Raw genomic sequence first — 24,031 nt, forward strand, 5'->3', positions numbered from 1 at the left:
GAGACAACATCGTCAGCAATATGCAAGACATCGCCAAGAGTAGAGACAACATCGCCGGCAATATGCAAGACATCGCCACGAGTAGGGACAACATCGCCGGCAATATGCAAGACATCGCCAAGGATAGAGACAACATGGTCAGCAATAAGCAGAACATCGCCGGAAATAGGGACCACCTGGTCAGCAATAAGCAGGACATCGCCGGGAATAGGGATCACCTGGTCAGCAATGAGTAAGACATCGCTGCAGATCGGAATCACCTGGTCATCAAAGCCGATTAAGCTGACAAAAATCCGTGTGCTCAAATAATCCATACTGTAAAATTCATTAACTTGTGCAACTGTGCTAAAAGCCTAGCGGAGAACCCACTCTCACCACCATTTAACACCGAAAATTTGAATTTTTAAGATTTTTCCTGTACTTTAAGTAGCCGTTGTAGCACATTCTCAAAACTTCAACTCGTTTTAATTTTGTAGCTTCAATCTACTATTATTAACCAATAAAATATAAGATTATGAAAGCAAAAATGATTTTTACACTTGTTATGATTTATGGAATTGTAATTACAGGATGCAAACAAAAAGAGGGAAAAGTGGAAATTGAGGAGGTTAAAATTGACCTCTTAAACGATGAATTTTCAGAAGCAAAGCAAGAAGTTAAATTGACTATGGATAGTATAGCTCAAAGTGTAAAAGATGGAGATTTAGACAAACTTATTTCCTTTCATGCATATAGTCCAAAATTTACTGAGTTTAAGAATGGAGAAGTTAGGAATAACGGAGAAGAAAACGAAAAGTATGAACGTGGCGTTTTTGGTTCAGTAACAGAAGTATTGAAATTCGATATGAATGATATGAAAATTGCAGTATATGATAATGTAGCAAATGTAACTCTTCATTCTGATTTCCATCTAAAATTTGGAGAAGACCTTGCCATTATAAATGAGCAGATGTCATTGCTGTTCCTTAAAACAGACAATGGTTGGAGAATTGTTCACGAACATCATTCACCTCTGAATAAACCTGAGGAGTAAAAAACGTACCGCCAGTCGAGTAAGCTAGGGGAATTTCACTCCTAACTTCTCACCGAACCGTACGTGAACCTCTAAATTCATACGGCTCTTATGATGCAGTCAACTTTTATCAGACTAATTGATAGCCTAAACTCCAATGATAAAAGAGGTTTAGATACGATTCATATAGCAGTAACCTCCCATTCGTGAGCAACGGTTTATAAGCTGCGCAGGATAATCAACCTGATCGGGATGAAGAAACTGTAGGAATATCTGGCAGTATTTTCCCTTATTTATGTTCATTATTTGATTCGTTTAAGCTATTTTTAGAGCTGCATTTAAAACCTTCCAAAAGTTTACAACTAACTTTCAGCCAAACCGGTTTTTAGACAGGCTGCCGTTATGGGCTATGCATCCAAAGAAAATTATAGATAGTATGGATAACCTAAGTACACTTGATATTGAATTATTGTATGCATTTCTTAAATCGGCCAATCACTTAATTATTGTCTCAAAAAGAGAAAGGCAGGCCGGATTACTGATCGACAGTTATGAAGTGCTGATTGCAAACCAGCATCAAGCTGATCCTATTATTGTTTTAAAACACATTAAACACCTTTAATAATCAGTACTATTGTAGATGTACAAATCAGTTGTCCAATAACAAGCAGCAATAATGACGGGAAGAGTATTTGCGTAAAGCTTACTAATTGCGCAAAACCAATGAAAGGGAAAGGATATGATTAATGCAGCAAAACAAAACACAACGCAGTACCCAACGACTGAATGGTCTGCAGAGTTCAATGAATTAAATGATAAATTCTTCCCCATTTTCGTTTACGGAAGCATCATCGGGGATATGGGCTTTAGTGTTTTCGACTATTATATGATTCCCGAACACTGGCAAAGCTTTCTAGTCATGAGATCGATAGTCTGCCTGACTGGTCTCGTTTTATTGTTTTTAAACAAAGCGAAAAAGCTATCCAATCAAACTGCATTCATTGCGTTTATGAGTGTTTTCTACCTGTTCTTTGCATATGGTGCTTCGGTACTTAAAACCGAGTTTCTATTGATATCCTGGAATTTGAATATCGTAGTAGCAAGCCTTTTCTGGCCATACTTTATAATGCTCGTCCGACAAAAAACTATTCTTCTTTTAAACCTGATTCTTATTAGTGAATACATTTTATTTTACTCTCTCTACAGTATTTTTGATATCGAAACCTTACTTGCTCAAGGTGGATTATTTTTTCTTTTCGGAATAGTCGTATCATTTCTGCTGGGCTATTCGCGATATTCAATCCATTATTCAAATTTTAAGTTGAAGCAAAATCTGTTAACGTCGAAAAAGAAACTAGAACACCTTAACGACGAGCTTCAGGAAGCAAATCGAATCAAGGATCGATTCTTTTCGATCGTCGCTCATGATTTGAAATCTCCATTCAATAATATTCTTGGATTTAGCGAATTACTGGTTGAATCGATACAGAGCAAGAACATGAAGGATAGTGAAGAGTACGCAAAAACATTGAATCAATCCGCCCAAGAAGTATACAAATTTATTATAAGTCTATTGGAGTGGGCCCGGGCTCATACCAACAGAACACTTTTTAAACCAGAACAGATTTACCTGAGAGATTCATGCGAAACAGTTATTGAACTCTACAAATCGACTGCTAAAGAAAAGCAAATATCAATAATCAACAAGGCAGATGAACAACTTGAGGTATTTGCCGACAAGCAAATGATAGCGACTGTTTTACGAAATTTAATTTCAAACGCCATTAAATTTTCTCATCATAATTCGGAAATTGTTGTGCATACAAAAAGAAACGATAAGGCTGTGGTGGTTTCTGTAAGCGATAGCGGAGTTGGTATTTCAAAAGACAACTTAACTAAAATACTGAAGATCGACCATTCCATAACAACAGCCGGAACGCAGGGAGAAAAAGGCACAGGCTTAGGATTACTGATTTGCAAAGAGTTTATCGATAGACACCATGGCGAAATATGGGCTGAAAGTGACATGAAAAACGGAACAACAATCGCTTTTTCCATTCCTATAGCCTAAGCCATAAGAAAAAATCATGATTAAGGATTAAACATATCGGGCGTGAAATACCCTAAGATATTTTTTGCCATCTCGATATTGGATTGTGCTTCCTTGTGGTCCGGGTTCAACTCCAACACTTGGTGATACGCATTGATTGCTTCACCCCATTTTTGTTGTCTGTAGTAAATCTGTCCAAGATAAAAATACAATGCTTCCGACGAGGAATCCACATCCAACGATTTCTGAATCAGCTTCTGTGCTTCATCTAATTTGTTTGATTCAATAAGATCTTTAACCTGTTCGAGTGAGCCATTCATAATTTTCTATCACTATAAGAGTTGCTCACAAAAATAGAGAAATTCTGCACTTAAATGGAAAGTCGTATTCAGATTGACGAAACTTCAGCGATTAACCCAACACCCGGTTTCATTGAAAGAGCTTTTTGTACTAAACCTGAAGGACGATTGCTTGTTTACTAAAACAAATCAGAAAAGCTACAAGCATGAAAGATTCACAAGAAATATCAGCATGGATAAAAAACCGGAAATCAACCTTTGTAAATGGATTAAAAGAAGGTGGTAAAATTGCCGATTCAATTATTGAGAAACTACTGGAAAATGCCACCTGGGCTCCATCGCATGGATTGGTGCAAGCCTGGCAGTTTAAAGTATTTGCCGATGAAGGGGTGAAGCGCTTTTTCAATGTCCAACAACAAATTTACAAAGAGATCACCCCAGCCGATAAGTTTTTCGATTTCAAGTATGCTGCATACAGCGAAAAGTGGAAACGGGTTTCCCATATCATTGCCATCATTGCAAAAAGAGATCCGTACAAACGCTTCCCGGTACAAGAGGATATCGTTTCGGTGGCCTGTGCAGTTGAGAACATCTATTTAAGTTTGGAGGCATTCAACATTGGCGGGTACCTGAGCACCGGAGATATTTGCTATTCGGAACAAATGCATAATTTTCTGGCATTGGAAAAAGAAGATACTCCAATTGGCTTTTTTATTTTAGGAGAGCCCGATGAAACTTTTAAACGCCCACCACGAACACGTATTCCAGTAGAAGAGAAAACAGAGTGGATTCGCAAGTAAAAAAAACCGTTAATTGCTACTCCAATTCGTCAACTAAGCAGTGCGAATAATTTAGTGTCATGTTTCGAGTCTTTAACAATTTGTGATAGAAGCGAAACCGAAAATATCAAATAGGTCCGTGACCTTAGCTTTTTCTTGATAGCTGAATTTCAGCTACCAAAACTATGTTCGCTTTTTCTGTCATTAGATCAGACTCTTGACAAGTCACCACAGAATAAGCTACAGTAATGCTTTTATGTCTTCTTCCATCTTCTCGGGCTTTGTAACCGGGGCAAATCGTTTTACGGGATTTCCGTTTCTGTCAATCAAAAATTTGGTGAAATTCCATTTTATACGGCTTCCTAAAACTCCGTTTAATTTATGTTTCAGAAACTTAAAAACCGGATGTGCCTGATTGCCATTCACCTCAACCTTTTTAAACATCTGAAATGTTACACCATAGTTTGCCAGACAGCCTTCTGCAATGTCCTTTTCAGTTCCGGGCTCTTGATTGCCAAACTGGTTGCAAGGAAAACCTAAAATGACCAAGCCTTGATCCTTAAACTTTTTATGGAGTTTCTCTAATCCTCCGTATTGAGGAGTAAATCCGCACTTGCTCGCTGTATTTACAACTAAAATAACATTCCCTGCATAGCTTGAAAAGTCAACTTCCTTTCCGCTCAACGAAATAGCCTCAAACTCATAAAAATTTGTTCCCATACCTCAATGATTTGTGTCTATTACATTACAACCAAAATATTAACGATTAGTTGAGTAGACTCCTCTTTTAACATCTTTTGATCAACCATCGTCCTGCTGAAATGTTGTACTAAAAAAACTATTAAAAGAAGTATTATGGAATACAATCAATTAGGAAATACCGGAATTTTAGTTTCTGAGTTATGCCTTGGAACAATGACATTTGGTGGAAAAGGTTTTTGGGAATCGATTGGCAAAGTACCGCAAGACGAAGTCAATAAATTAATGAAAACTGCGCTAGATGGCGGTATTAATTTTATTGATACTGCGAATGCTTATTCGGAAGGGCTATCGGAAAAGATGCTTGGAAAATCGCTTAACGATCTTGGAGTCAACAGGCAACAAGTTGTTGTTGCTACCAAAGTCAGGATTCGAATGGGCCCCGGGGCAAACCAAGTGGGGTTAACCAGGTCTCACATGATTGATTCGGTGAATGAAAGTCTGGAGCGAATGGGTTTATCGTATATTGACTTACTTTATATCCATGGGGTCGACCCGCTGACGCCACTTGAAGAAACAATGCGTGGTTTGGAAGATGTTGTCAGAGCCGGGAAAGTTCGATACCTGGGAATCAGCAATCATCCGGCTTGGATGGTTGCCAAGGCAAATGCCATTGCCGAAAGAAATGGATGGACACCGTTTTGCGCCGGTCAATATTACTACAGTTTGGCATCACGGGATATCGAACGTGAAGTAATTCCGATGATCGAGGATCAAGGTATGGGGCTTATGCCGTGGAGTCCACTCGCTGGTGGATTTCTGTCGGGGAAATATTCCCGGGAAAAAGAAAAAGCCGGAAATAGCCGACGAGATGATTTTGATTTCCCTCCACTAAATAAAGAAAAAGCCTATGACATTATTGATGTCATGCTAGAGATTGCGGAAAACCATCAAGTTTCGGCAGCTCAAGTTGCTTTAGCCTGGATGCTTCGTAAACCAGCAGTAACGAGCGTTATTATCGGAGCAAAAAAACTGGATCAATTGAATGATAACTTGGCTTCAACGAAGCTTCAACTTACAGGAGATGAAATCAATCAACTTGATGAGATTAGTGCATTAACACCTGAATACCCGGGATGGATGGTTCAGCGCCAGATGCATGATAGATTCATGAATCAATAGAGAAAGCGGACGAAAAAATCCCCATTAAAATAAATCCCGGTAATTCACAACTCCCGGGATTTTTTATTGTGTTAAAAATTTGTCTATTGTATTGACTTCACTTTTCCTTTCACCTGAAAACGACCCGAAATCGTTGATGTTGTTTCGGCATCGGTGTTCCCCTCAAACCCGGGTTGCTCGCCACCTACTGCAATGGTGAACCAACCAGGCTCAATAACCCGCTGATCTTTTTTATTGATTATTGACAATTGGCGAGGCTCCAAAGTAAATTGAACAGTCTGCGTTTCTCCTTTTTTCAGATGAATTCGTTTAAAACCTTCCAACTGGCGAATTGGCCTTGGTGTTGATGCTTTCTCATCTGTCAAATACAACTGAACTACTTCGTCTCCATCCATGTCTCCGGTATTGGTCACGTCCACGGTAATAGTAAAAGGTTCGTCTGCGTCGACCATATCGGACAAACTCAAATTACGATACTCAAAAGAGGTGTAACTTAATCCGTAGCCAAACGGGTACAAAGGTTCGCCCTTAAAATAACGGTAGGTACGGCCTTCCATCTCATAGTTTTCAAAAGCTGGTAATTGCTCAACCGATTTATAATAGGTAACCGGAAGCTTCCCCGCCGGATTATAATCGCCAAATAACACATCGGCAACGGCATTTCCGCCCTGCTGACCCGGATAACCGGCTGTTAAAATTGCGGGGACGTGCTCTGCTGCCCAGTTAATGGAAAGCGCACTTCCATTGATCAACACCAACACCACAGGTTTGCCGGTTGCCACAACTGCTTTCATCAAATCAACCTGTGTTTGAGGCAAGTTGAGATTTGTACGGTCTCCTTTATAAAATCCTTCCAACTCTACCGACATTTCTTCCCCCTCCAAACGTTCATTCAAACCCAAAGTCAAAACAACTGCATCAGCTTGTTGAGCAATACTCACAGCTTCTTCTAAGCGGTTTTCTTCCGGCACCGACCAGAGAAGTTGTGCGGTCGCATCGCCATAGTAATTTTGATATTCAACCAAAATTTTATAACGCTCACCTGCATTCATTTGAACAGTTACCGGCTTGATGTTCGCGTGATGAACATGATTACCCCCGGTTACTTCCGTTCCATTCAAGGTAATCTTCATATAAGGTTTTCCCCAATCACTAAAATGATATGATCCGGTTTTGGGAGCAACGACATAACCAGTCCAACGAATACTAAATTGTCCCGTTTCTAAACGAGGGTCGGGTGTTCCTAAATCCCACATAAAATCTACGTTATCATCAAGTTGTGTAAACAATGGCTCACCTTCCCAACTGCTGTTATCAAAATATTCACCTTTCAAACCTTGTTCACCATCCTTCGTTTGTAAATATATTGATGGGATAACCTCCATCGTAGGAATTCCTTCAGCCAAATCACTTCCCGGAGCATATAAGACTGTCGTACGTGGTTCCACTTTATTTTTGATGCCCTGTAAGACTGTGATGGGGTTAGATGGAATCCCATTGTAATTTCCCCAGAGTGATTGTACTTCATCTGCATTTGGTCCTATTACCGCTATGGTATTTAACGATTTTGACAAGGGAAGCGTATTTTTGTTTTTGAGCAGTACAATACTTGCTTGTGCAGCTTCACGGGCTAACCGATCATGAGCCGGATTATTATTTACCGCGTATGGAATTTGTGCGTACTCCACTCGTTCCACGGGATCGAACATACCTAATTTAAAACGGGCTTCAAATAAGCGTTTCACAGCAACATCTAAATCGTCTTCTGTTAAAATTCCTGACTCAACAGCATCTGTTAATGCTTCGTAAGTACTTCCGCAGTTTAAATCACACCCTCTTTTGATTGCAAGAGCCGCCGCAGAAGCAGCATCAGGCACAAGCTTATGATACTTCCAGATATCAGAGATCGCCCCACAATCGGACACCACATAGCCGTCAAAATTCCATTCGTTACGCAAAATATCAAAAAGCTCGGTGTTGGCGCAAGCCGCTTCTCCACGAAATCGGTTGTAGGCACCCATCACCGAATGCACTTCTCCATCAACTACTAAAGTTCGAAAAGCCGGCAAATATGTTTCCCGCAAATCTCGTTCACTAACACGAGCATCAAACACATGGCGTGAGGGTTCGGGACCCGAATGAACCGCATAATGCTTCGCCGTTGCCACCACTTTCAGATAATCGGAATCATCTCCTTGCAGACCAAGAACAAATTCTTTTCCCATCTGCCCTGTTAGATACGGATCTTCGCCGTAAGTTTCGTGACCCCTTCCCCACCGGGGATCACGAAATATATTGATATTAGGCGACCAAAATGTCAACCCCTGATATATGCCACGTTCCCCTTTACGGATAAACTCGTGATGCTTAGCCCGAGCTTCATCAGAAATAACCGAAGCAACCTTTTGCATCAATTCCTTATCCCACGAAGCAGCGATGGATATTGATTGCGGAAAGACCGTAGCATAACCAGCTCGTGCAACTCCATGCAAACATTCATTCCACCAATTGTATTTAGGAATACTCAGACGCTCAATAGCCGGAGATTCGTATAGTGTTTGATCTATTTTCTCCTGAATTGTTAATCGGGAAACTAAATCATCTACTCGCTTTGCAACCGGAAGATCTGGATTTTGAAAAGGATACTCATATTGAGCAAAAGAATTAAGAAACAAGCCTATAGCAAAGGCCAGCATTAAAGTTAGATTTTTCATCTTAGTTGGTTTTATCTGTTCTGTTCTGGTATGCAAATATAGCTATTTGCTTTGATTTATTCTAACAAGAAAAGCTAGCATGATACAGAATCACTTTTGTCTGATCCAAGCCGTTCGGCCAACCGTATCATATTCTTCTGAAAAATAAGGCTGAAAAACCAAGGTGGTATCTTCAATTCCGGTAAAAGTAAAAGTTGGCATTTTACCGACCGGCGAGACCATTTTTAAATAATCGATAGGATTTTCTTTACGAAATGTGAGCTGCTTTATTGATGAATTAAGATGAGTTAGAAATAAAGACCCATAAGTTAGTGCAAAAGCAGAATCATTATTTTCGATAACTTCCGGTTCAATTCCTATTATTATTTCGACCTCTTCTCCATTTTTCCATTTTTTCGCAATCTCGGTATATTGCCCCGGAATAACATTATACTTCACTCCTTTTGACGTTACAGAGGAGTTTGTTGCCCACTCAGGTATCCGGATATAAAGATCAAGATAGCGGGTATCCTGCAATTCAACTTTTATCGAAATCCGGTTATCGAACGGATAATCAGTTGCCTGAACCAAGCGCACACTTCCGCCTGTAGTATGCTCGTATTGAAGGCTGGAACTTCCGAACACATTGAAATAAATGCGGTCGTACAAACGGGTATAGTAAAATGATTTTAATTGCATTTTGGATATTTGATTATTGCCAACCGGATTGTAAGCGATGCGTTCCAAAGCATCGGCAAAGCGAACTTCCTGCGTATATTTCAATAAACTGTCATTTAACGTTACCCAGGCATTCACTTCGTCTTTCGACAAACGTTCAAAGCTCTGTGTTATCTTCTGATTCAGGATATTCCATTCATCCAACAACGCTTCATCCAGTTCCTTCTGCTCTTTCTTTATTACCTCCAAATTGGATTGCAGACTACGAATACTATCAGTAAAAAGCAATGAACTCGAATGAGCATGCTGATCGACCTGTTTCAGGTTAACAAACTCTGCGAGTACGCCTCCCAGCGATATCTGATCCGGGGGAATGGTTTGGGATTTGTTTATCGGGTCTTCGGTTGTTCTGAGAGTACAAGAAGCAATAATAAATACCAACGAAAGGGCAGCCAATTTTCTCATTTCTAATTTTTTTCTCTGTTGTAATGAACAGTAAAAAGCCTGTCAAGTTCATTCAAATTGAATTGATGTCGACATAAAAGCACAAAAATGAAATGTTTTCAAAAGGTTGGAGCATCGATGATAAACGCTGTCATTTTGATTTTCAACAAAAGAAGACTTTTCATGATGACTATTGTTCCCGCGCCGATCGTTGTTTATGCGCCCAAAAGCTGCTAAGGAAACTCTATCCGATCAGATTAGAACCATTATTTAAAAAATACAATAGTAAATTGCCTTTTTATCAAAAGTGAAAAGCAAGTAAAGCCAGATCTTTGTATCCCTATTTTTCGATAAGCGCACCATGAAATGAACCGTAAATATATAACCTCTAGCTCATATCTTCGCGTTTCAAATGCCTGGTTTTTAACAAAATGGTGTTGACACAATCATCTACACACACCTAAAAACCGCCTGTTTTGATCTTTTGATCAGAGCAGGCGCAGGTGAATCAAAATAAAAAAATAACATCCTCGCTTTTATATCAACACAGACACGCTATCTTCATTCAATATTGTATTTTTGTCTATTATGAAAAAGATATCGTTTCTCAGCCTCCTTTTGCTTATTATCTGCTCCGGATATGCAGAAAACTACCCTTATCGTAGTAACGTGTTATGGGTAACCACACCTAGCAACTCCAACTGGCTTTATCAATTAAATGAAGAAGCCAGAATAACCGTATCCCTGTACGAATATGGTGTATTGCAAGACAATATTGAAATTGGATACCACGTTGGCCCGGAACTTTTTCCGAGCGAAAAAAGCGGGACAGTCACGCTGAGAAACGGAGAAGCTGAAATACCAATAGGATCCATGTCAAAACCGGGATTTAGAGACTGTAAACTTGAGATAGAGCTGAATGGTGTGGAATATAAACATCATATCAAAGTAGGTTTTGCACCGGAGAAGCTAAAGCCTTACACTCAATTTCCAGATGATTTTGTCAGCTTTTGGAATGAAGCCAAAGACGAAGCAGCAAAATGCCCCATGGTATATGAGAAAACGTTTGTACCCGAATATTCAAGCAATAAGGTTGACTGCTATCTTATAAAACTGCAGGCCTTCAAAAAAAAGGAATATGTTTACGGATACCTTACTTTGCCTAAAAAAGAAGGGAAATTCCCAGTCGTATTTTCACCTCCGGGTGCTGGAATCAAACCCATGAATCCAATGAAAGATATTTTTTATGCTGAAGGAGGCTGTATTCGTTTCGATATGGAAATTCACGGTATTCGCCCGAATTTAGACCGTGAAACCTATCGCGAAATTAGTCAGGCTTTTGGCCAGGGGAATAATAGTTATTTGGTTAATGGCCTAGACAACAAAGATTCGTATTACATGAAAAAAGTGTACCTGTCCTGCGTTCGGGCTTTAGATTTTTTAATCAGCCTACCTGAATGGGATGGTAAAAACCTAATTGCTCAGGGAGGAAGTCAGGGCGGAGCGCTAGCCTTGATTACAACTGCACTTGACTCCCGAGTGACAGCATGTGCAGCCAATCATCCGGCGCTAAGCGACATGGCCGGATTTAAAGCCGGACGTGCAGGTGGGTATCCTCATTTCTCACTTTATTTTGATGGAATGGACACACCCGAAAAAATCAATACGATGGCTTATTATGATGTGGTCAATTTCGCGAAGCTGATTAATGTTCCTGTTTTTATGACCTGGGGTTACAATGATAATGTTTGTCCTCCTACAACCAGCTACATCATTTATAATACATTGAATTGCGATAAAGAAGCGTTAATCACTCCTATAAATGAACACTGGATTTCAACAACTACCCGTCATCAGATTTTAGACTGGATTAAAACTCAACTTCACTAAAAGCTAGTCCCGGATCAGTAAAAAAATGGCAACCAGTAAATATGAACCACAACTCCAAAATATAAAAAGACAGCTGTCCGCAAAGGTCGTTCATTTTTTGTAGAGAACTCTATTGCCTGGTCGAAAGCAAAAAAAGTAGCATGTAATTCATTCATCCAGAAATTTTCCCTGTTCACCGAAAAACTAATACTGGATCGAAGCAAAAAAACTACATTCGAATCAACAAAAAACCAAACATTCAAACAAAAAAGATGAGCACACTAGGTAATGTTATTTGGATTGTATTTGGAGGTTTCTTTATTTTTCTGGAATACCTGATTGGAGGACTTTTACTCTGCCTGACAATTGTTGGTATCCCGTTCGGATTGCAAAGCATTAAATTATCGTTGCTGGCTTTATGGCCTTTTGGCAAACGCATAGAATATATGGACTATGCTCCGGGCTGCCTTTCAACCGTTATGAATATACTATGGTTTTTTGTTGGTGGTATTTGGATTACCCTAACTCATTTGGCATTCGGGTTACTTTTTGCAATCACCATTGTCGGGCTTCCATTCGCCAAACAACATTTTAAATTGATGAGTCTGGCCTTGACCCCTTTCGGTCGTAGGATTATAGACTAAAAAAAGCAGGTCATCATAACCTGCTTGCAATATTTTAGTTGTTCACCATTTTTATTGATGTGTATGTAGTCCACATTCTTTCTTGGAGTTACTTTCCCACCACCAGCGTCCGGCTCTGAAATCTTCTCCTGGTTGAATTGCACGCGTACAAGGCGAGCAACCAATACTCACAAATCCACGATCGTGTAAAACATTATATGGCACTTGGTTTTCCTTCACATATGCTTTGCAATCTTCCAAACTCCAGTCCCGTAAAGGATTGTATTTTACAATTTCGTGCCCGCCATCCCACTCAAAAAGCAGCATCTCTTCGCGGTTATTCGATTGAGAGGCACGAATCCCGGTAATCCAGCATTCCATCCCATCAAGGGCACGGCCAAGTGGTTCTACCTTACGGATAAAACAACATTGCTTCCGATTTTCTACGGAAAGATAAAAGCTATTGGGTCCTTTTTCGCCAACAAAACTCTCCAATTCATCATGTTTTGGATAATACGGTTGAATGGGCTTTTGATACTTTTCCAGCGTTCGGTTATACACCTTGTAGGTTTCTTCAAACAAACGTCCGGTATCTAAAGTTACGACCTTAATATCAATTTCGTTTTTGAAAACATAATCGGTAATTACCTGATCTTCAATTCCAAAACTAGTCGTAAATACTACTTTCCCCGGAAACTGACTTGCTATATGTTTCAGTGTTTCAACAATTTTCTTTTCATTAAACTCAGCGTTCAGCTGATCTGCGGTCTGCTTTGTAACCATGCTTTGTCCTCTTTTTTTATTTCTTCTTTCTCGCTACAAAAATAATCATTTTCAAACAAGTTTAAATTTGAATCGTTACTCTAATAGCAAATCGCACTTAATTCGTTACAAAGAAATAGAATTAAATGCCTTATAAAATACGTTTTAACGCCCATTTTGTTTGAAGGTAAATAATGCATTCAAACAGAAAACACTAAAAAATAAGAATTTATAAAATCACTGTTTTAAAATAATTCGAATAAAAAGGGCTTTATTGATTTTAAAAAATTTAGTTCCTTTGAAAAGAATAACTTCATATAAAAAGAACATATTAATGGGAAAAGTTTTGATAATTGGTGCAGGAGGAGTGGCAACTGTTGTTGCTCACAAGATGGCTGCACTTCCAGAGGTTTTTACAGACATCATGATGGCTAGTCGCACAAAATCCAAATGCGATGAAATTGCAAATAAAATCGGCGGAAACCGGATTAAAACAGCTCAGGTTGATGCTGAAAACGTTCCACAACTCGTTGAACTGATCAGAAGTTTTAAGCCTGATTTAGTGGTGAATGTAGCACTTCCATACCAGGATCTACCAATTATGGATGCCTGCCTTGAAACTAAAGTTAGCTACATGGATACTGCTAACTACGAACCGAAAGACGAAGCAAAATATGAATACAAATGGCAATGGGCTTATCAAAACCGGTTTAAAGAGGCGGGAATTACAGCCATTTTAGGTTGTGGTTTCGACCCGGGTGTAACAAGTATTTACACTGCTCATGCGGCTAAGCATCATTTCGACGAAATACAATACCTGGATATTGTAGACTGTAATGCCGGCGACCACGGAAAAGCTTTTGCAACCAATTTCAACCCGGAAATCAATATTCGCGAGGTCACCCAAAAAGGGAAATACTGGAAAGATGGCAAATGGGTAGAAACAGAACCCCATGAAATTCACAAGCCTCTGGATTATCCAAACATTGGCCCAAAAGAATCGTATTTGATCTTTCATGAGGAATTGGAATCATTGGTTAAGAATTTCCCAACCATTAAACAAGCTCGCTTTTGGATGACCTTTGGGCAGGAGTACCTGACTCACTTGCGCGTGATCCAAAACATTGGAATGGCTGGAATTGAACCGGTGATGTATGAAGGGAAAGAGATTGTTCCGATCCAATTCCTAAAAGCTGTTTTGCCAAATCCGGGCGATCTGGGTGAAAACTATAAAGGACAAACATCAATTGGCTGCCGTATTAAAGGCTTAAAAGACGGAAAGGAAAAAACCTACTACGTGTATAACAACTGTGATCACGAAGTTGCGTTTGCTGAGACCGGAACACAAGCGGTTAGCTACACCACCGGGGTGCCTGCAATGATTGGTGCAATGATGTACCTGAAAGGACTTTGGAAGAAAGACGGCGTATACAATGTCGAAGAATTTGATCCGGATCCGTTTATGGAAGCGCTAAACCAACACGGACTTCCATGGCACGAAATTCACGATACTGATTTAGAAATGGAATACTAACAACAATAAAAGCTCAGCCTTATTTGGACTGGGCTTTCTTTTTCAAGAAGCAATGAACCAAGTCAATCATCGACTCAAGTTGCTACACACGGTAATTTGGATATTTTGTATGTCGGCGGTGTTCTTTTGGTACTGATTCGCTATTTCTATTTTTGAGCCAGCAATAGAAGTTTATTGGTCCAGATTTATGCGCCCTTTGCATAAATCTTCGAGGGTAACGCCTTTGAAATAGTCTACAACCATTCGATTCAGTTCTCCCCAGAAACCTTTAACGCGACAAGTAGTTTCGCGGTCGCAATGAAAGCTTTGAGCCAAGCAATCGATCACACAAATTCCAGGTTCAAAAGCGTTGTGAATATCCAGTATCGTAATTTCTGAAGGTTGGCGGGTTAAGATGTAACCACTCTTTTTTCCACGCAAATTGATAATCAGACCAGAAGCCTTTAAGGCATGAATAATTTGGTCTAAGTATTTGACAGAAATCTTCTGATTTGCGGCTATGTCTTTCTGGAAGACACCGCTTTGGGATTCGTCTTTCGCAATTTCAAGCATAGCGCGAATACCATACCGGGTTTTGGTACTGAATTTCAAAAGTTAGTTTTTTTGGTTCTACGAAAACAAGATTCTAAAACTAATAAATATTTCATTCCGAACCTTTACCAAACCTAAAAACTTATGAGGCGGCTCAATATTAAAATCGGTTAGTTTAAGCTTCAATTGTCCTGTCAGGCACCATTGATCTACAAAACAAGACGCTGAAACAGTTTCACATTGATACTTCTTCGTAAGTCCATTCATACTTAATTCGATGGTCTTCTTTCCCTCAGTATCTGGTGAAGCAAAGTCAATTTCATCCTTTGCAATTTCAATCGTGATGTTTGGATATTCGTCGGAGTTAATCAAATCAAGGAAGTCTTTCAGCATGATTTTAGAATCGGCTTCGACTTCTTCTGCCGGAATATTAATTTCTATCGTTGCCTCATCTGAACTAAATGTACTGGGCATCCTGCAGAATTCATCCTCCCGATACTCCATATGAAAATCGTTCACATTTGTTTTTCCGGTAATGTGAACCTGATCAAACATATACCGACTAAAAGTCTCTTTTCTGGCAGCCATCTGTCCGTCAACAGTTTGGATCACCATAAGTAAAAAGACTATGAAATATGTTGATCGAATTTTCATTAAATATGAAATAAAAAAGTGAAAAGCTGCCCTTTTTACCGGGGCAGCTTGATCTAACTAAACCAATTATTTAAAAGGATATGGCTGCTTCCAGCACTAATCCATTAAAGTTTCCACCGTCAATCGCTCCATGGGCAGGTCCTTCATACTCTTGATTCACGTAGTCAAGTTTAACCAACACGTTGTTAGTCATGTACCAACCACCACCAATGTTCGTGCGAGTTACCTTTGAGTCTTCATTGTCAGATACTTTATTCAAACGAGTACCAACATAGAAGCTTCCGATCCGGTAAATGGCTTGCAGTGCAGTTTGTGTGTAATGCTGATCCTCATCTCTTTTAACGCCCTTCATGTTTTCATAAATCCCAAATACTTCCAAACCATGAAATTTCACAAAAAGGTTAGCCATGTAGCTGTTCATTTCTGACTGCCCGCTGCCTGGACTCCAACGTCCTGAGCGGAAATTATCACCTTCGGCATCGGCTGTTTGCATCACATTGTAGTAACGCGCACCAGCACGGTCGCCATCCCACAAGTAAGATCCGCTGTGTCCTTCGCCAACGTGGTACCCAGAAAAGGATGCACGTATTCTTAGGTCTTCGTTGATATCAGTATCATAAGCCAGTTTCCAGTTGAAAACCAAGTCTTCACCAATATCATTACCACGTCCATAGTTCATACGGCCATTGTTGGTTCCAACCAATGCGAGGAAGCCTTTGTTACGGTACATGAACTCAATTCCAGGGTTAGTAGTGAAGTTGTCCATGATCCAGTTCCCTACGAATGGGTTGTTCAAAACTGCTGCATTGTTACTGCGGTAGAAATGAGCATCACCATAGTTTGGGTTCATTACACCTGCTTTAATGGTTAGGTATTCCATAATACTGTTGGCTGCAGGCAAGAATGGCAATTGATCAATTGTCAGGTAACCACCTTCAACCCACGCTTCGTTGTGGTGGCGAGAAGACAAATAGTTGTTCATGTACAACTGAATTCCAGGAGCCAATTTTGCAGTCAAACTCAAATTTGCAGTTGGTAAATTGAAATTATGATTAAGTTCGACTAATTCTACAGACGCCTCATGATCCAATGACTGAAGTTGAATAGCAAAATCTCCCCCTACTTTCACTTTAACACCGTCAAAATCCTTGGCAACCTTAGGTTGTTCGAAATTTTGACCAGACGCTATCACTGCCATAAATAATACGGCAAAAATCAAAGAAACCTTTTTCATTTTGATATAATTAAATTGATTAAATAATACTCGAAGCGGATTCGTTTTCAGAGCCCCGAGTTATTGCTGTTTAAAAACTAAATTGTAGTCAATTTTAACTTCGTCTCCCGTTTTTATGGTTCCCATTAAGGCAACAGGAGGTTCAACGTCATAGCTTGACATCTTTAAATCTAATTCGCCTTTAATCCTCATTTGTCCATCAGCTAGGCTTTCCAGCGTGAAGTCGTCAGATATTTGCTGTTTTTTTCCCGCAATGCTCAATGTGAATTTGGCAACCCCTTTTTCTCCTGTTACATTCACCTCATCTATCGACACTGTAATGGTTGGGTTTTTCTTAGACTTTAACGCTTCGTAAGTCTTTTTATTCATCAAACTACGATCACTTTTGATCGATTCTACTTCAACGCTGACTCGTCCATTTTTCAATGCCTGAAGAGAGCCAGCTTCGGCTAACTCAAAGCTCGCCTGAAGCTGCTCAACTTTCATTTCCCAATCATGTATTGTTGAAGTACCACTAACAAATACCGAACTTTTATTCCACTCAACTTTATATGTAACCTGAGCAAATGCCAGGCTATGAATAACCATTAAAAGCACAATTAAAGTGCTTACTCTCAACCTTTTAAATGTTGTTTTCATCTTATCCTACCTTTCCTACTGTTTTAGTAGTACAAACATAGGAACATTTTAATTTCTTCCAAACAACAAATGCAACAAAGGAATTAATTTAGAAACAGACCAAATTGTCTGTTTTTCATAACATTATAAACAACAGCCGAATAGCTCTTAAGCAAGAAGGGGCTAACGAACAATAATAGTTGTGAAAATATCTCACATTCCAAAGATTTAACTTTTTTTAGCTTTCCATCAACCTTCTAATATTCTCAGAGTTACCTCACATTAATAACATATATTCTATACATTTCTTTTTCATTCTAATGATTTTTACAAAAAATAGATACTTTTGCAATGCTTGAAACCGCGCAAAAAATGAATGTATTTAGTTTAGAAGAGAAAATGGGCATCATACATGCCTCTTTCTACGGGAAAACACCTTTAAGTGTATTTGAGGAATATCTTCAACATTTAAAAAAGATGGAGCTTTCGAGTAAGATTAAAATCTTGCACGACCATCAGCAATCGACCCCTGTTCTAAAACCGACAGAACTGGATTCACTTGCCGAGATCTATAATCACTATCTCGCAGAATTTAAGGAAATAAAATTAGCTTACGTCAGTTCCGACCCACTGGGAATTGCGTTGGCCATGCTCCTGAAAGACATCATGAAAGCACCCAAGTATAACATTAAAATATTCTCGGAGAAAGAAACTGCCATCAAATGGCTGAATACCTAAATTAAAAAAACCATCAGGATATATTCTCAAGAATATTGACCAAGTGTTCCCAAAATTTATCGACCGTTTTGATATTGATTTTCTCATCGGGAGAATGGGCTCCTTTTATTGTTGGACCAATAGAAACCATATCTAATTCCGGATATTTTTCCAAAAACAAGCCGCATTCCAAACCGGCATGAATAGAGCGAACAATTGGTTTCTCATTAAATAATTTGACATAGGAATCGACAGCCACTTTCACAATCGGGCTGGCAGGATTTGGAGCCCACCCCGGATAACCATCTGATGTTTTCACCTCAGCACCAGCCAATTCGAAAACAGATCGAACCATTTCCGATGCATAATACTTCCGACTTTCGATTTCACTGCGTTGGCTTGTTGTGATCAACAACCAGGTATCATCCAAAAACTTTACCGATGCCAAATTGGTAGATGTTTCAACCATGTCGTTCATTCGGGTACTCATTTCCAACACCCCGTGCGGACATGCGTATAGCAAATTGAGTAACTTTTGCTGACTGCCTTGTGTTAGTACTTTTGCAGGCAAAACCGTTGAACTTTGATCAACCACCAGGTTAGGCTCTGTGCGTTCGTACTCAAATTCAACATCGGTCGAAAACATATTGATTTCAGCCACCAACTGTTCTTTTTGCACATTCGGAACAATCACGGTTGCTGTTGCCTCACGAGCAATTGCATTGCGCAAATTCCCGCCATCGAAATCAGCAATTCGAACACCAAATTGACGAACAGCCTGCCACAAAAACCGCGTTAAAATTTTAATGGCATTTCCTCGTCCTTTATGAATATCATCGCCTGAATGTCCTCCCATCAATCCCTTCACCATAATTTTCATGGCAAATGATTTACCCGGAGTTTTTTCCCTTTCAACAGTAAAAGTACCCAGAGTATCAATTCCTCCGGCACAACCGATAAATAATTCACCGTCGTCTTCCGAATCCAGATTAAGCAGAATTTTCCCGGTCAAAAACCCGGGTTGCAAGGCAAATGCTCCGCTTAGCCCTGTTTCTTCATCAACCGTAATCAAACACTCTATCGGACCATGCGAAATATCCTTTGATGTTAAAATCGCAAGTTGAGCGGCAATACCAATTCCATCGTCAGCCCCCAGCGTTGTTCCATCAGCTTTCACCCATTCGCCATCAACGACAGGCACAATCGCATCGGTTTCAAAATTGAAAACTTTATCACTATTCTTCTCACAAACCATATCCATGTGAGATTGAAGAATAACCGTCGGAACACTCTCTTTCCCCGGAGACGCCAATTTACTAATCAATACATTTCCGATTGAATCAGTCTTTGCCGATAATCCATTTGCAGCTGCAAACTCAAGCAAAAACCTCCGAATTTTTTCTTCTTTTTTTGACGGACGTGGAACTTGACAAATTTCCTCAAAATAATTCCAAAGTGGTTGTGGCCTCAGGCCTTCCAGTTTCTTCATAGCTCAATTCTATTTTGATGTTGAAAAAAGCGATTTTCAATTTTAAAAACAATGACCAAAGTTAATAGATATTCACCAGACCTATTTTTAATCAATGAATAACTTGTAAAACAATTGTAATTTCGTCGAAACACTGACATTTATATAGTTCTATATTTTGAAAAAGGTTATTCTTTTGACACAAATTGACACAAACGAAAATCGCATGCATTCAATTCAGGATATATACAGAATAGGCTATGGCCCGTCGAGTAGTCACACGATGGGACCCCGCAAAGCAGCAGAAAAATTTCTCTCGGCCAATAAAACAGCAAAGCATTTTAAATGTACACTTTACGGCAGCTTGGCGGCCACCGGAAAGGGGCACCTTACCGATTTTGTTGTTGATGAAGTCTTTAAACAATACCCGCTCGAAATTACCTGGAAACCGGATGTGTTTCTCCCCACCCATCCGAATGCACTAAGCCTCGAAGCTTATTCCGAAGAAGGCAAAAAGCTCAACGAAAAAACCTACTACAGTGTTGGAGGTGGGGCTATTATTGAAGAAGGAGAGAATTTGGACACACAACGTTTTTATCCTCATGATAAACTGGATGATATTTTGAGTTGGTGCCGTCAGAATGGGAAACAGCTGTGGGAGTATGTTGAGATTCACGAGGGCAAAAAAATATGGGATCATTTGGCTGTCGTTTGGAAAACGATGGACGACTCGATAAAACGGGGAATGAAAACCGAAGGCACATTACCCGGAGGTCTGATGCTACCGCGTAAATCACCTTCATTTAAGTTGAAGGCTGCGAATTTCACCGGACCGTTTAAAAAGCGATCACAGCTATTTTCATTTGCACTGGCCGTTTCCGAGGAGAATGCCGGAGGTGGACTAATCGTAACAGCTCCAACTTGTGGGGCGTGCGGGGTTGTTCCTGCTATTTTAAAGTATTACCGAAAAGTGTACCGAACCGACTTAAAACAACTCTATCATGCACTTGCGACAGCCGGACTGATTGGAAATCTGGTGAAACACAATGCCTCCATTTCGGGAGCTGAAGTTGGCTGTCAGGGAGAAGTTGGAACGGCATGCGCGATGGCTTCGGCGGCGGCAACTCAGCTGATGGGTGGCAATTTAAAACAAATAGAATACGCGGCAGAAATGGGCTTGGAGCACCACCTGGGACTAACCTGCGATCCCGTTGCCGGTCTTGTTCAAATTCCTTGTATTGAGCGAAATGCATTAGCTGCCGAACGCGCTCTGGCTCACAATACCTATGCTTTAATGAGCGACGGCGATCATCGAATAAGTTTTGATGAAGTCGTGGAAACCATGTTTCAAACAGGTAAAGACCTCTCCTCTAATTACAAAGAAACCAGTAAAGGGGGGCTGGCTCGCTACCGTGCATTACCAAAATACTAGTTATATTTTTTGAAATAATTGGTCAGCCGACTTGTTAGCTGCTCGAAAATGGGTTGCGTAAACTCGACGAACAAATCTTGCGGAGCAGGAGGTGGAACTGCACGGTTATTTAAAATGTGAATCTGCTGATCCGTTAGCACACCTTCGTCTCCGACAAAAACGCCATATTGGTTTCGCCAAATAAACTCTCCGGGCACCTGTTCATTCAAAATAGTTCGTTGCGTCTGAAACTCTTCTATCCGAACATTTAAAGTTCCCTGGGAAGATACTTCGTCTGTAATTATTTTTATTTTCCCATTCAGGCGTTCTTGCCGTTTCTCAATCCGGGTTGAATCACGACTAACTTTCACTTCCACATTGCGCTCAACAACCCGGCTTAGTTTCTCAACATTTTCAAAATGAAGTGGCTTCCCGATAAAAAAATCGTAGAACTCCATTCGCACTACCATGTCAGGATATTTCAAGCCATTATCTTCAGCTTCATCCGGTGTGTAAAATGAAACAAAACCTGAGTTTGGAAAACTTTGTTTCATACGATTGATTAGCTGCTCGTAAAAAAACTCGGATGATAACTGATATCGTCTTGAAGGCAAAGGAATCGTTTCCAAAATCACATTCAATGTTGCCAACTCTTTTGCCTCATCAATCTTGCTCACAACATCTTTATACGATGAAATCAAATCATCAACCTGCCTAAATTGAAAATAGGCTTCCCGTGCATCTTCTCGTGAGCCGCGCTCCAATAGCTGCAAACCTGCCTGGTAGTGTTCTTCCGCAGCTCGCTTCTTTACATCTTCTAATTCTGACGTGTAAATCTTCAACGAACTAACCAACTTTCGCGCTGCCGGTATTCTGCGAATTTCTTCACTTAAATGATTGACTCGATACATCACATCTAAGGTATTGCTCCACTTTAACGGATCATTCCCACTCAAAGCCATATCAATTTCTTCCTGGTAATACTGAATCGCCAATGGATAACCTTCTTTGATCACCCGTTTCGCCTTTTTGTTATCCGAATCGTTGCTGAGCCGATTAGCTGCCTTTTCAATTGCAGAAATATAATCTCCTTTTTCCAACGCCCTTTGTCCCGACGAACATGCCATCGCAAACGAAGCAAGTGCAATTAAATAAATCCATTTTTTCATCTGATCAAATTGTTTGTTTTTAATGTATCACATGGAATATTATTGAGTCAATAGACCTTTCTGTCTAACTAATTTCAGTTGATCTTACAAGTTATATGCCAACTTAACTCCCTGCAGTCTGCCGGTCGAAAATGGAATCACGGCAAGTTTCTTATCTTTATTTTTTCGCCCACTAACCAAGTTGCCAACAGTTATTCCAATAGCCGCACCTGCCACCACATCGCTAAACCAATGCTTATTGTCGTAAATGCGCGATAAACCGGTTGCTGTTGCAATAGAATACGAAATAATTGGAACAATTAGATGATCACGATACTGATTAGCAATAACCGATGCCACTGCAAAAACAGCTGTTGTATGGCCCGACGGTAAACTGGTTCCATTAATCGGCCCTTCAAACTTAAATGCTGAAATATCAGGTTCTGCATCGGGTCGGGCTCGACCAATTAGCGTTTTGGGAACACGCACAATTAAGCTAGCCAAAATGAAACTCTCGGTTGCCAACAAAGCTGTCGATTGGCTTTTCTGATCCTTAGCTAACAAACCATACCCCATAAAACCACCGATTAAAGCAAGTGAATATTCTCCACCCCAAGGTTCCAAAAAATTAGCGGTGAACTTGTCGCCCGAACTCCCCCACTCATCATGCCAATCTTGAAAAACATCGCGCATGGGTTCATCAACCAAAAATAAACTGGCCGTTGAAGCGGTAACCACACCAAATGTCGTCCAATCGCGGCTATCCCAGTGAGCCGGAGCCGTAAACGCTGTTTTGGTATCTTGCCAGCACTTGCCGGCAAAGGAGCGATTGATACGCAATGTGTCAATTTGAGCCGACAAAACAAACGGCAAAAACATCAACAATAGAATAGATTGACTTTTCTTCACGGATGAATTATAATTGAGCTACAAGTATCTTAACTTTTAGCGACCTAAACAAGTCTATCATTACGAACGTAGCTAATTTCTTTTGCGCGATTTATTAAAGCAAGGTTAAATTATTCTTTATTTCATTTAATTTTTCACTATTATATTGTGCGCAATTTATATTCATATTATATTTGTCGCCTAAAGTACTCGGCCATGGATGAAATTTTAAATTTAAAAAGTCAGGTTTGTTTTCCTATTTATACCTTGTCTCGCGAGATTATTCACCAATACCGCCCGTTTCTTGATGAGCTTGACATTACTTATTCACAGTATCTGGTACTCATGGTGCTGTGGGAACAAGAACCTCAAACGGTGAACCAGATCGGCAAAAAGCTCTATCTCGACAGTGGCACACTCACGCCATTATTAAAGAGGTTGGAATTAAAAAAAATTATTACCAGAACACGTAAGCCTAGCGACGAGCGCGTGGTAGAAATCGGGCTTACTGAAAATGGTCATGAGTTAAAATCAAAAGCAATGCTTATTCCTCAAAAAGTAGCTGAAGCCATGGGAGTTAGCGGTGAAGAATTATTAGAGTTGAAGGAAATTGTAATGAAGATTTTAAATAAAACCAAGTGCTCGTAATACAACTTTTAGCCAGTGTGCTAACTGCAGCTGCTGGAGTACTATCACTCCTTTTTTAAGGATGTGTTAGCATTACCGGAATACATGGTG

24 protein-coding genes are annotated in these 24,031 nt (G+C 39.9%); 11 read left to right on the forward strand and 13 right to left on the reverse strand.

Annotated elements, in window-relative coordinates; all coding sequences use genetic code 11:
- On the reverse strand, nucleotides 1–314 hold a 314-nt coding region (locus tag ACTB00_RS07965), incomplete at its 3' end, for a hypothetical protein (protein ID WP_463299384.1).
- A 200-nt stretch (nucleotides 315–514) separates the two neighbouring features.
- Here ACTB00_RS07965 and ACTB00_RS07970 point away from each other — a divergent pair.
- From ACTB00_RS07970 to ACTB00_RS07980, 3 genes are all read left to right on the forward strand, one after another.
- Entirely contained in the window at nucleotides 515–1,033 is a 519-nt protein-coding gene (locus ACTB00_RS07970) for a YybH family protein (protein WP_463299385.1), read from the forward strand.
- Between the two features lie 415 nt (nucleotides 1,034–1,448).
- On the forward strand, nucleotides 1,449–1,634 hold the full coding sequence (locus ACTB00_RS07975) for a hypothetical protein (protein WP_463299386.1): 186 nt from the start codon (nucleotides 1,449–1,451) through the stop codon (nucleotides 1,632–1,634).
- 117 nt (nucleotides 1,635–1,751) lie between these two features.
- Nucleotides 1,752–3,083: a sensor histidine kinase gene (locus tag ACTB00_RS07980; RefSeq protein ID WP_463299387.1), complete on the forward strand. Its 1,332-nt coding sequence runs from the start codon at nucleotides 1,752–1,754 to the stop codon at nucleotides 3,081–3,083.
- Nucleotides 3,084–3,103: 20 nt separating this feature from the next.
- On the opposite strand, the gene ACTB00_RS07985 is transcribed toward ACTB00_RS07980, so the two are convergent.
- Nucleotides 3,104–3,382 carry a tetratricopeptide repeat protein gene (locus tag ACTB00_RS07985; RefSeq protein WP_463299388.1) on the reverse strand — a complete coding sequence of 93 codons (279 nt, stop codon included), beginning with the start codon at nucleotides 3,380–3,382 and terminating at the stop codon, nucleotides 3,104–3,106.
- 185 nt (nucleotides 3,383–3,567) lie between these two features.
- Between ACTB00_RS07985 and ACTB00_RS07990 the strand changes: the two genes are divergently transcribed.
- On the forward strand, nucleotides 3,568–4,161 hold the full coding sequence (locus tag ACTB00_RS07990) for a nitroreductase family protein (protein ID WP_463299389.1): 594 nt from the start codon (nucleotides 3,568–3,570) through the stop codon (nucleotides 4,159–4,161).
- A gap of 219 nt (nucleotides 4,162–4,380) precedes the next feature.
- On the opposite strand, the gene ACTB00_RS07995 is transcribed toward ACTB00_RS07990, so the two are convergent.
- Nucleotides 4,381–4,860 (reverse strand): glutathione peroxidase, encoded by a 480-nt coding sequence (locus ACTB00_RS07995; protein ID WP_463299390.1) that lies wholly within the window; start codon nucleotides 4,858–4,860, stop codon nucleotides 4,381–4,383.
- Between the two features lie 135 nt (nucleotides 4,861–4,995).
- Here ACTB00_RS07995 and ACTB00_RS08000 point away from each other — a divergent pair, with 135 nt between their 5' ends.
- On the forward strand, nucleotides 4,996–6,021 hold the full coding sequence (locus ACTB00_RS08000; RefSeq protein ID WP_463299391.1) for an aldo/keto reductase: 1,026 nt from the start codon (nucleotides 4,996–4,998) through the stop codon (nucleotides 6,019–6,021).
- Nucleotides 6,022–6,104: 83 nt separating this feature from the next.
- On the opposite strand, the gene ACTB00_RS08005 is transcribed toward ACTB00_RS08000, so the two are convergent.
- Nucleotides 6,105–8,735 carry a glycoside hydrolase family 3 C-terminal domain-containing protein gene (locus tag ACTB00_RS08005; RefSeq protein ID WP_463299392.1) on the reverse strand — a complete coding sequence of 877 codons (2,631 nt, stop codon included), beginning with the start codon at nucleotides 8,733–8,735 and terminating at the stop codon, nucleotides 6,105–6,107.
- Nucleotides 8,736–8,825: 90 nt separating this feature from the next.
- Nucleotides 8,826–9,857, reverse strand: coding sequence for a hypothetical protein (locus tag ACTB00_RS08010; protein WP_463299393.1), 1,032 nt, complete (start codon nucleotides 9,855–9,857; stop codon nucleotides 8,826–8,828).
- 567 nt (nucleotides 9,858–10,424) lie between these two features.
- On the opposite strand from ACTB00_RS08010, the gene ACTB00_RS08015 reads away from it, so the two are divergent.
- Together ACTB00_RS08015 and ACTB00_RS08020 are read left to right on the forward strand one after the other, a co-directional pair.
- Nucleotides 10,425–11,726 carry an acetylxylan esterase gene (locus ACTB00_RS08015; protein WP_463299394.1) on the forward strand — a complete coding sequence of 434 codons (1,302 nt, stop codon included), beginning with the start codon at nucleotides 10,425–10,427 and terminating at the stop codon, nucleotides 11,724–11,726.
- Between the two features lie 251 nt (nucleotides 11,727–11,977).
- On the forward strand, nucleotides 11,978–12,349 hold the full coding sequence (locus ACTB00_RS08020; RefSeq protein WP_463299395.1) for a YccF domain-containing protein: 372 nt from the start codon (nucleotides 11,978–11,980) through the stop codon (nucleotides 12,347–12,349).
- Between the two features lie 51 nt (nucleotides 12,350–12,400).
- Here ACTB00_RS08020 and ACTB00_RS08025 read toward each other — a convergent pair whose 3' ends face one another.
- Nucleotides 12,401–13,111: a phosphoadenylyl-sulfate reductase gene (locus ACTB00_RS08025; protein WP_463299396.1), complete on the reverse strand. Its 711-nt coding sequence runs from the start codon at nucleotides 13,109–13,111 to the stop codon at nucleotides 12,401–12,403.
- Between the two features lie 313 nt (nucleotides 13,112–13,424).
- Between ACTB00_RS08025 and ACTB00_RS08030 the strand changes: the two genes are divergently transcribed.
- On the forward strand, nucleotides 13,425–14,624 hold the full coding sequence (locus ACTB00_RS08030; RefSeq protein ID WP_159518864.1) for a saccharopine dehydrogenase family protein: 1,200 nt from the start codon (nucleotides 13,425–13,427) through the stop codon (nucleotides 14,622–14,624).
- Nucleotides 14,625–14,795: 171 nt separating this feature from the next.
- On the opposite strand, the gene ACTB00_RS08035 is transcribed toward ACTB00_RS08030, so the two are convergent.
- The 4 genes from ACTB00_RS08035 to ACTB00_RS08050 all read right to left on the reverse strand — a co-directional run bounded on the left by ACTB00_RS08035 (nucleotide 14,796) and on the right by ACTB00_RS08050 (nucleotide 17,682).
- The gene (locus tag ACTB00_RS08035) at nucleotides 14,796–15,215 is read right to left on the reverse strand and encodes an RrF2 family transcriptional regulator (RefSeq protein WP_463299397.1); all 420 of its coding nucleotides are present in this window, start codon (nucleotides 15,213–15,215) and stop codon (nucleotides 14,796–14,798) included.
- 18 nt (nucleotides 15,216–15,233) lie between these two features.
- Nucleotides 15,234–15,770 carry a hypothetical protein gene (locus tag ACTB00_RS08040; protein WP_463299398.1) on the reverse strand — a complete coding sequence of 179 codons (537 nt, stop codon included), beginning with the start codon at nucleotides 15,768–15,770 and terminating at the stop codon, nucleotides 15,234–15,236.
- Between the two features lie 109 nt (nucleotides 15,771–15,879).
- The gene (locus ACTB00_RS08045) at nucleotides 15,880–17,043 is read right to left on the reverse strand and encodes a hypothetical protein (RefSeq protein ID WP_463299399.1); all 1,164 of its coding nucleotides are present in this window, start codon (nucleotides 17,041–17,043) and stop codon (nucleotides 15,880–15,882) included.
- Nucleotides 17,044–17,103: 60 nt separating this feature from the next.
- Entirely contained in the window at nucleotides 17,104–17,682 is a 579-nt protein-coding gene (locus ACTB00_RS08050; RefSeq protein WP_463299400.1) for a YceI family protein, read from the reverse strand.
- A gap of 351 nt (nucleotides 17,683–18,033) precedes the next feature.
- Here ACTB00_RS08050 and ACTB00_RS08055 point away from each other — a divergent pair, with 351 nt between their 5' ends.
- Nucleotides 18,034–18,399: a hypothetical protein gene (locus ACTB00_RS08055; protein ID WP_463299401.1), complete on the forward strand. Its 366-nt coding sequence runs from the start codon at nucleotides 18,034–18,036 to the stop codon at nucleotides 18,397–18,399.
- A 13-nt stretch (nucleotides 18,400–18,412) separates the two neighbouring features.
- On the opposite strand, the gene ACTB00_RS08060 is transcribed toward ACTB00_RS08055, so the two are convergent.
- On the reverse strand, nucleotides 18,413–19,867 hold the full coding sequence (locus ACTB00_RS08060) for an aminoacyl-histidine dipeptidase (protein WP_463299402.1): 1,455 nt from the start codon (nucleotides 19,865–19,867) through the stop codon (nucleotides 18,413–18,415).
- Nucleotides 19,868–20,072: 205 nt separating this feature from the next.
- Here ACTB00_RS08060 and ACTB00_RS08065 point away from each other — a divergent pair, with 205 nt between their 5' ends.
- Nucleotides 20,073–21,278, forward strand: a complete 1,206-nt coding sequence (locus tag ACTB00_RS08065) for an L-serine ammonia-lyase (RefSeq protein WP_463299403.1) — start codon at nucleotides 20,073–20,075, stop codon at nucleotides 21,276–21,278.
- Here the strand turns inward: ACTB00_RS08065 and ACTB00_RS08070 are convergent.
- On the reverse strand, nucleotides 21,275–22,426 hold the full coding sequence (locus ACTB00_RS08070; RefSeq protein WP_463299404.1) for a hypothetical protein: 1,152 nt from the start codon (nucleotides 22,424–22,426) through the stop codon (nucleotides 21,275–21,277). The two genes, ACTB00_RS08065 and ACTB00_RS08070, sit on opposite strands and share 4 nt — an antisense overlap.
- A gap of 84 nt (nucleotides 22,427–22,510) precedes the next feature.
- Entirely contained in the window at nucleotides 22,511–23,314 is an 804-nt protein-coding gene (locus tag ACTB00_RS08075) for a phosphatase PAP2 family protein (protein WP_463299405.1), read from the reverse strand.
- Between the two features lie 195 nt (nucleotides 23,315–23,509).
- Here ACTB00_RS08075 and ACTB00_RS08080 point away from each other — a divergent pair, with 195 nt between their 5' ends.
- Nucleotides 23,510–23,941, forward strand: coding sequence for a MarR family winged helix-turn-helix transcriptional regulator (locus ACTB00_RS08080; protein WP_463299406.1), 432 nt, complete (start codon nucleotides 23,510–23,512; stop codon nucleotides 23,939–23,941).
- The last annotated feature ends 90 nt before the right edge of the window (nucleotides 23,942–24,031 follow it).

The sequence above is a fragment of the Sunxiuqinia sp. genome (assembly GCF_055140945.1).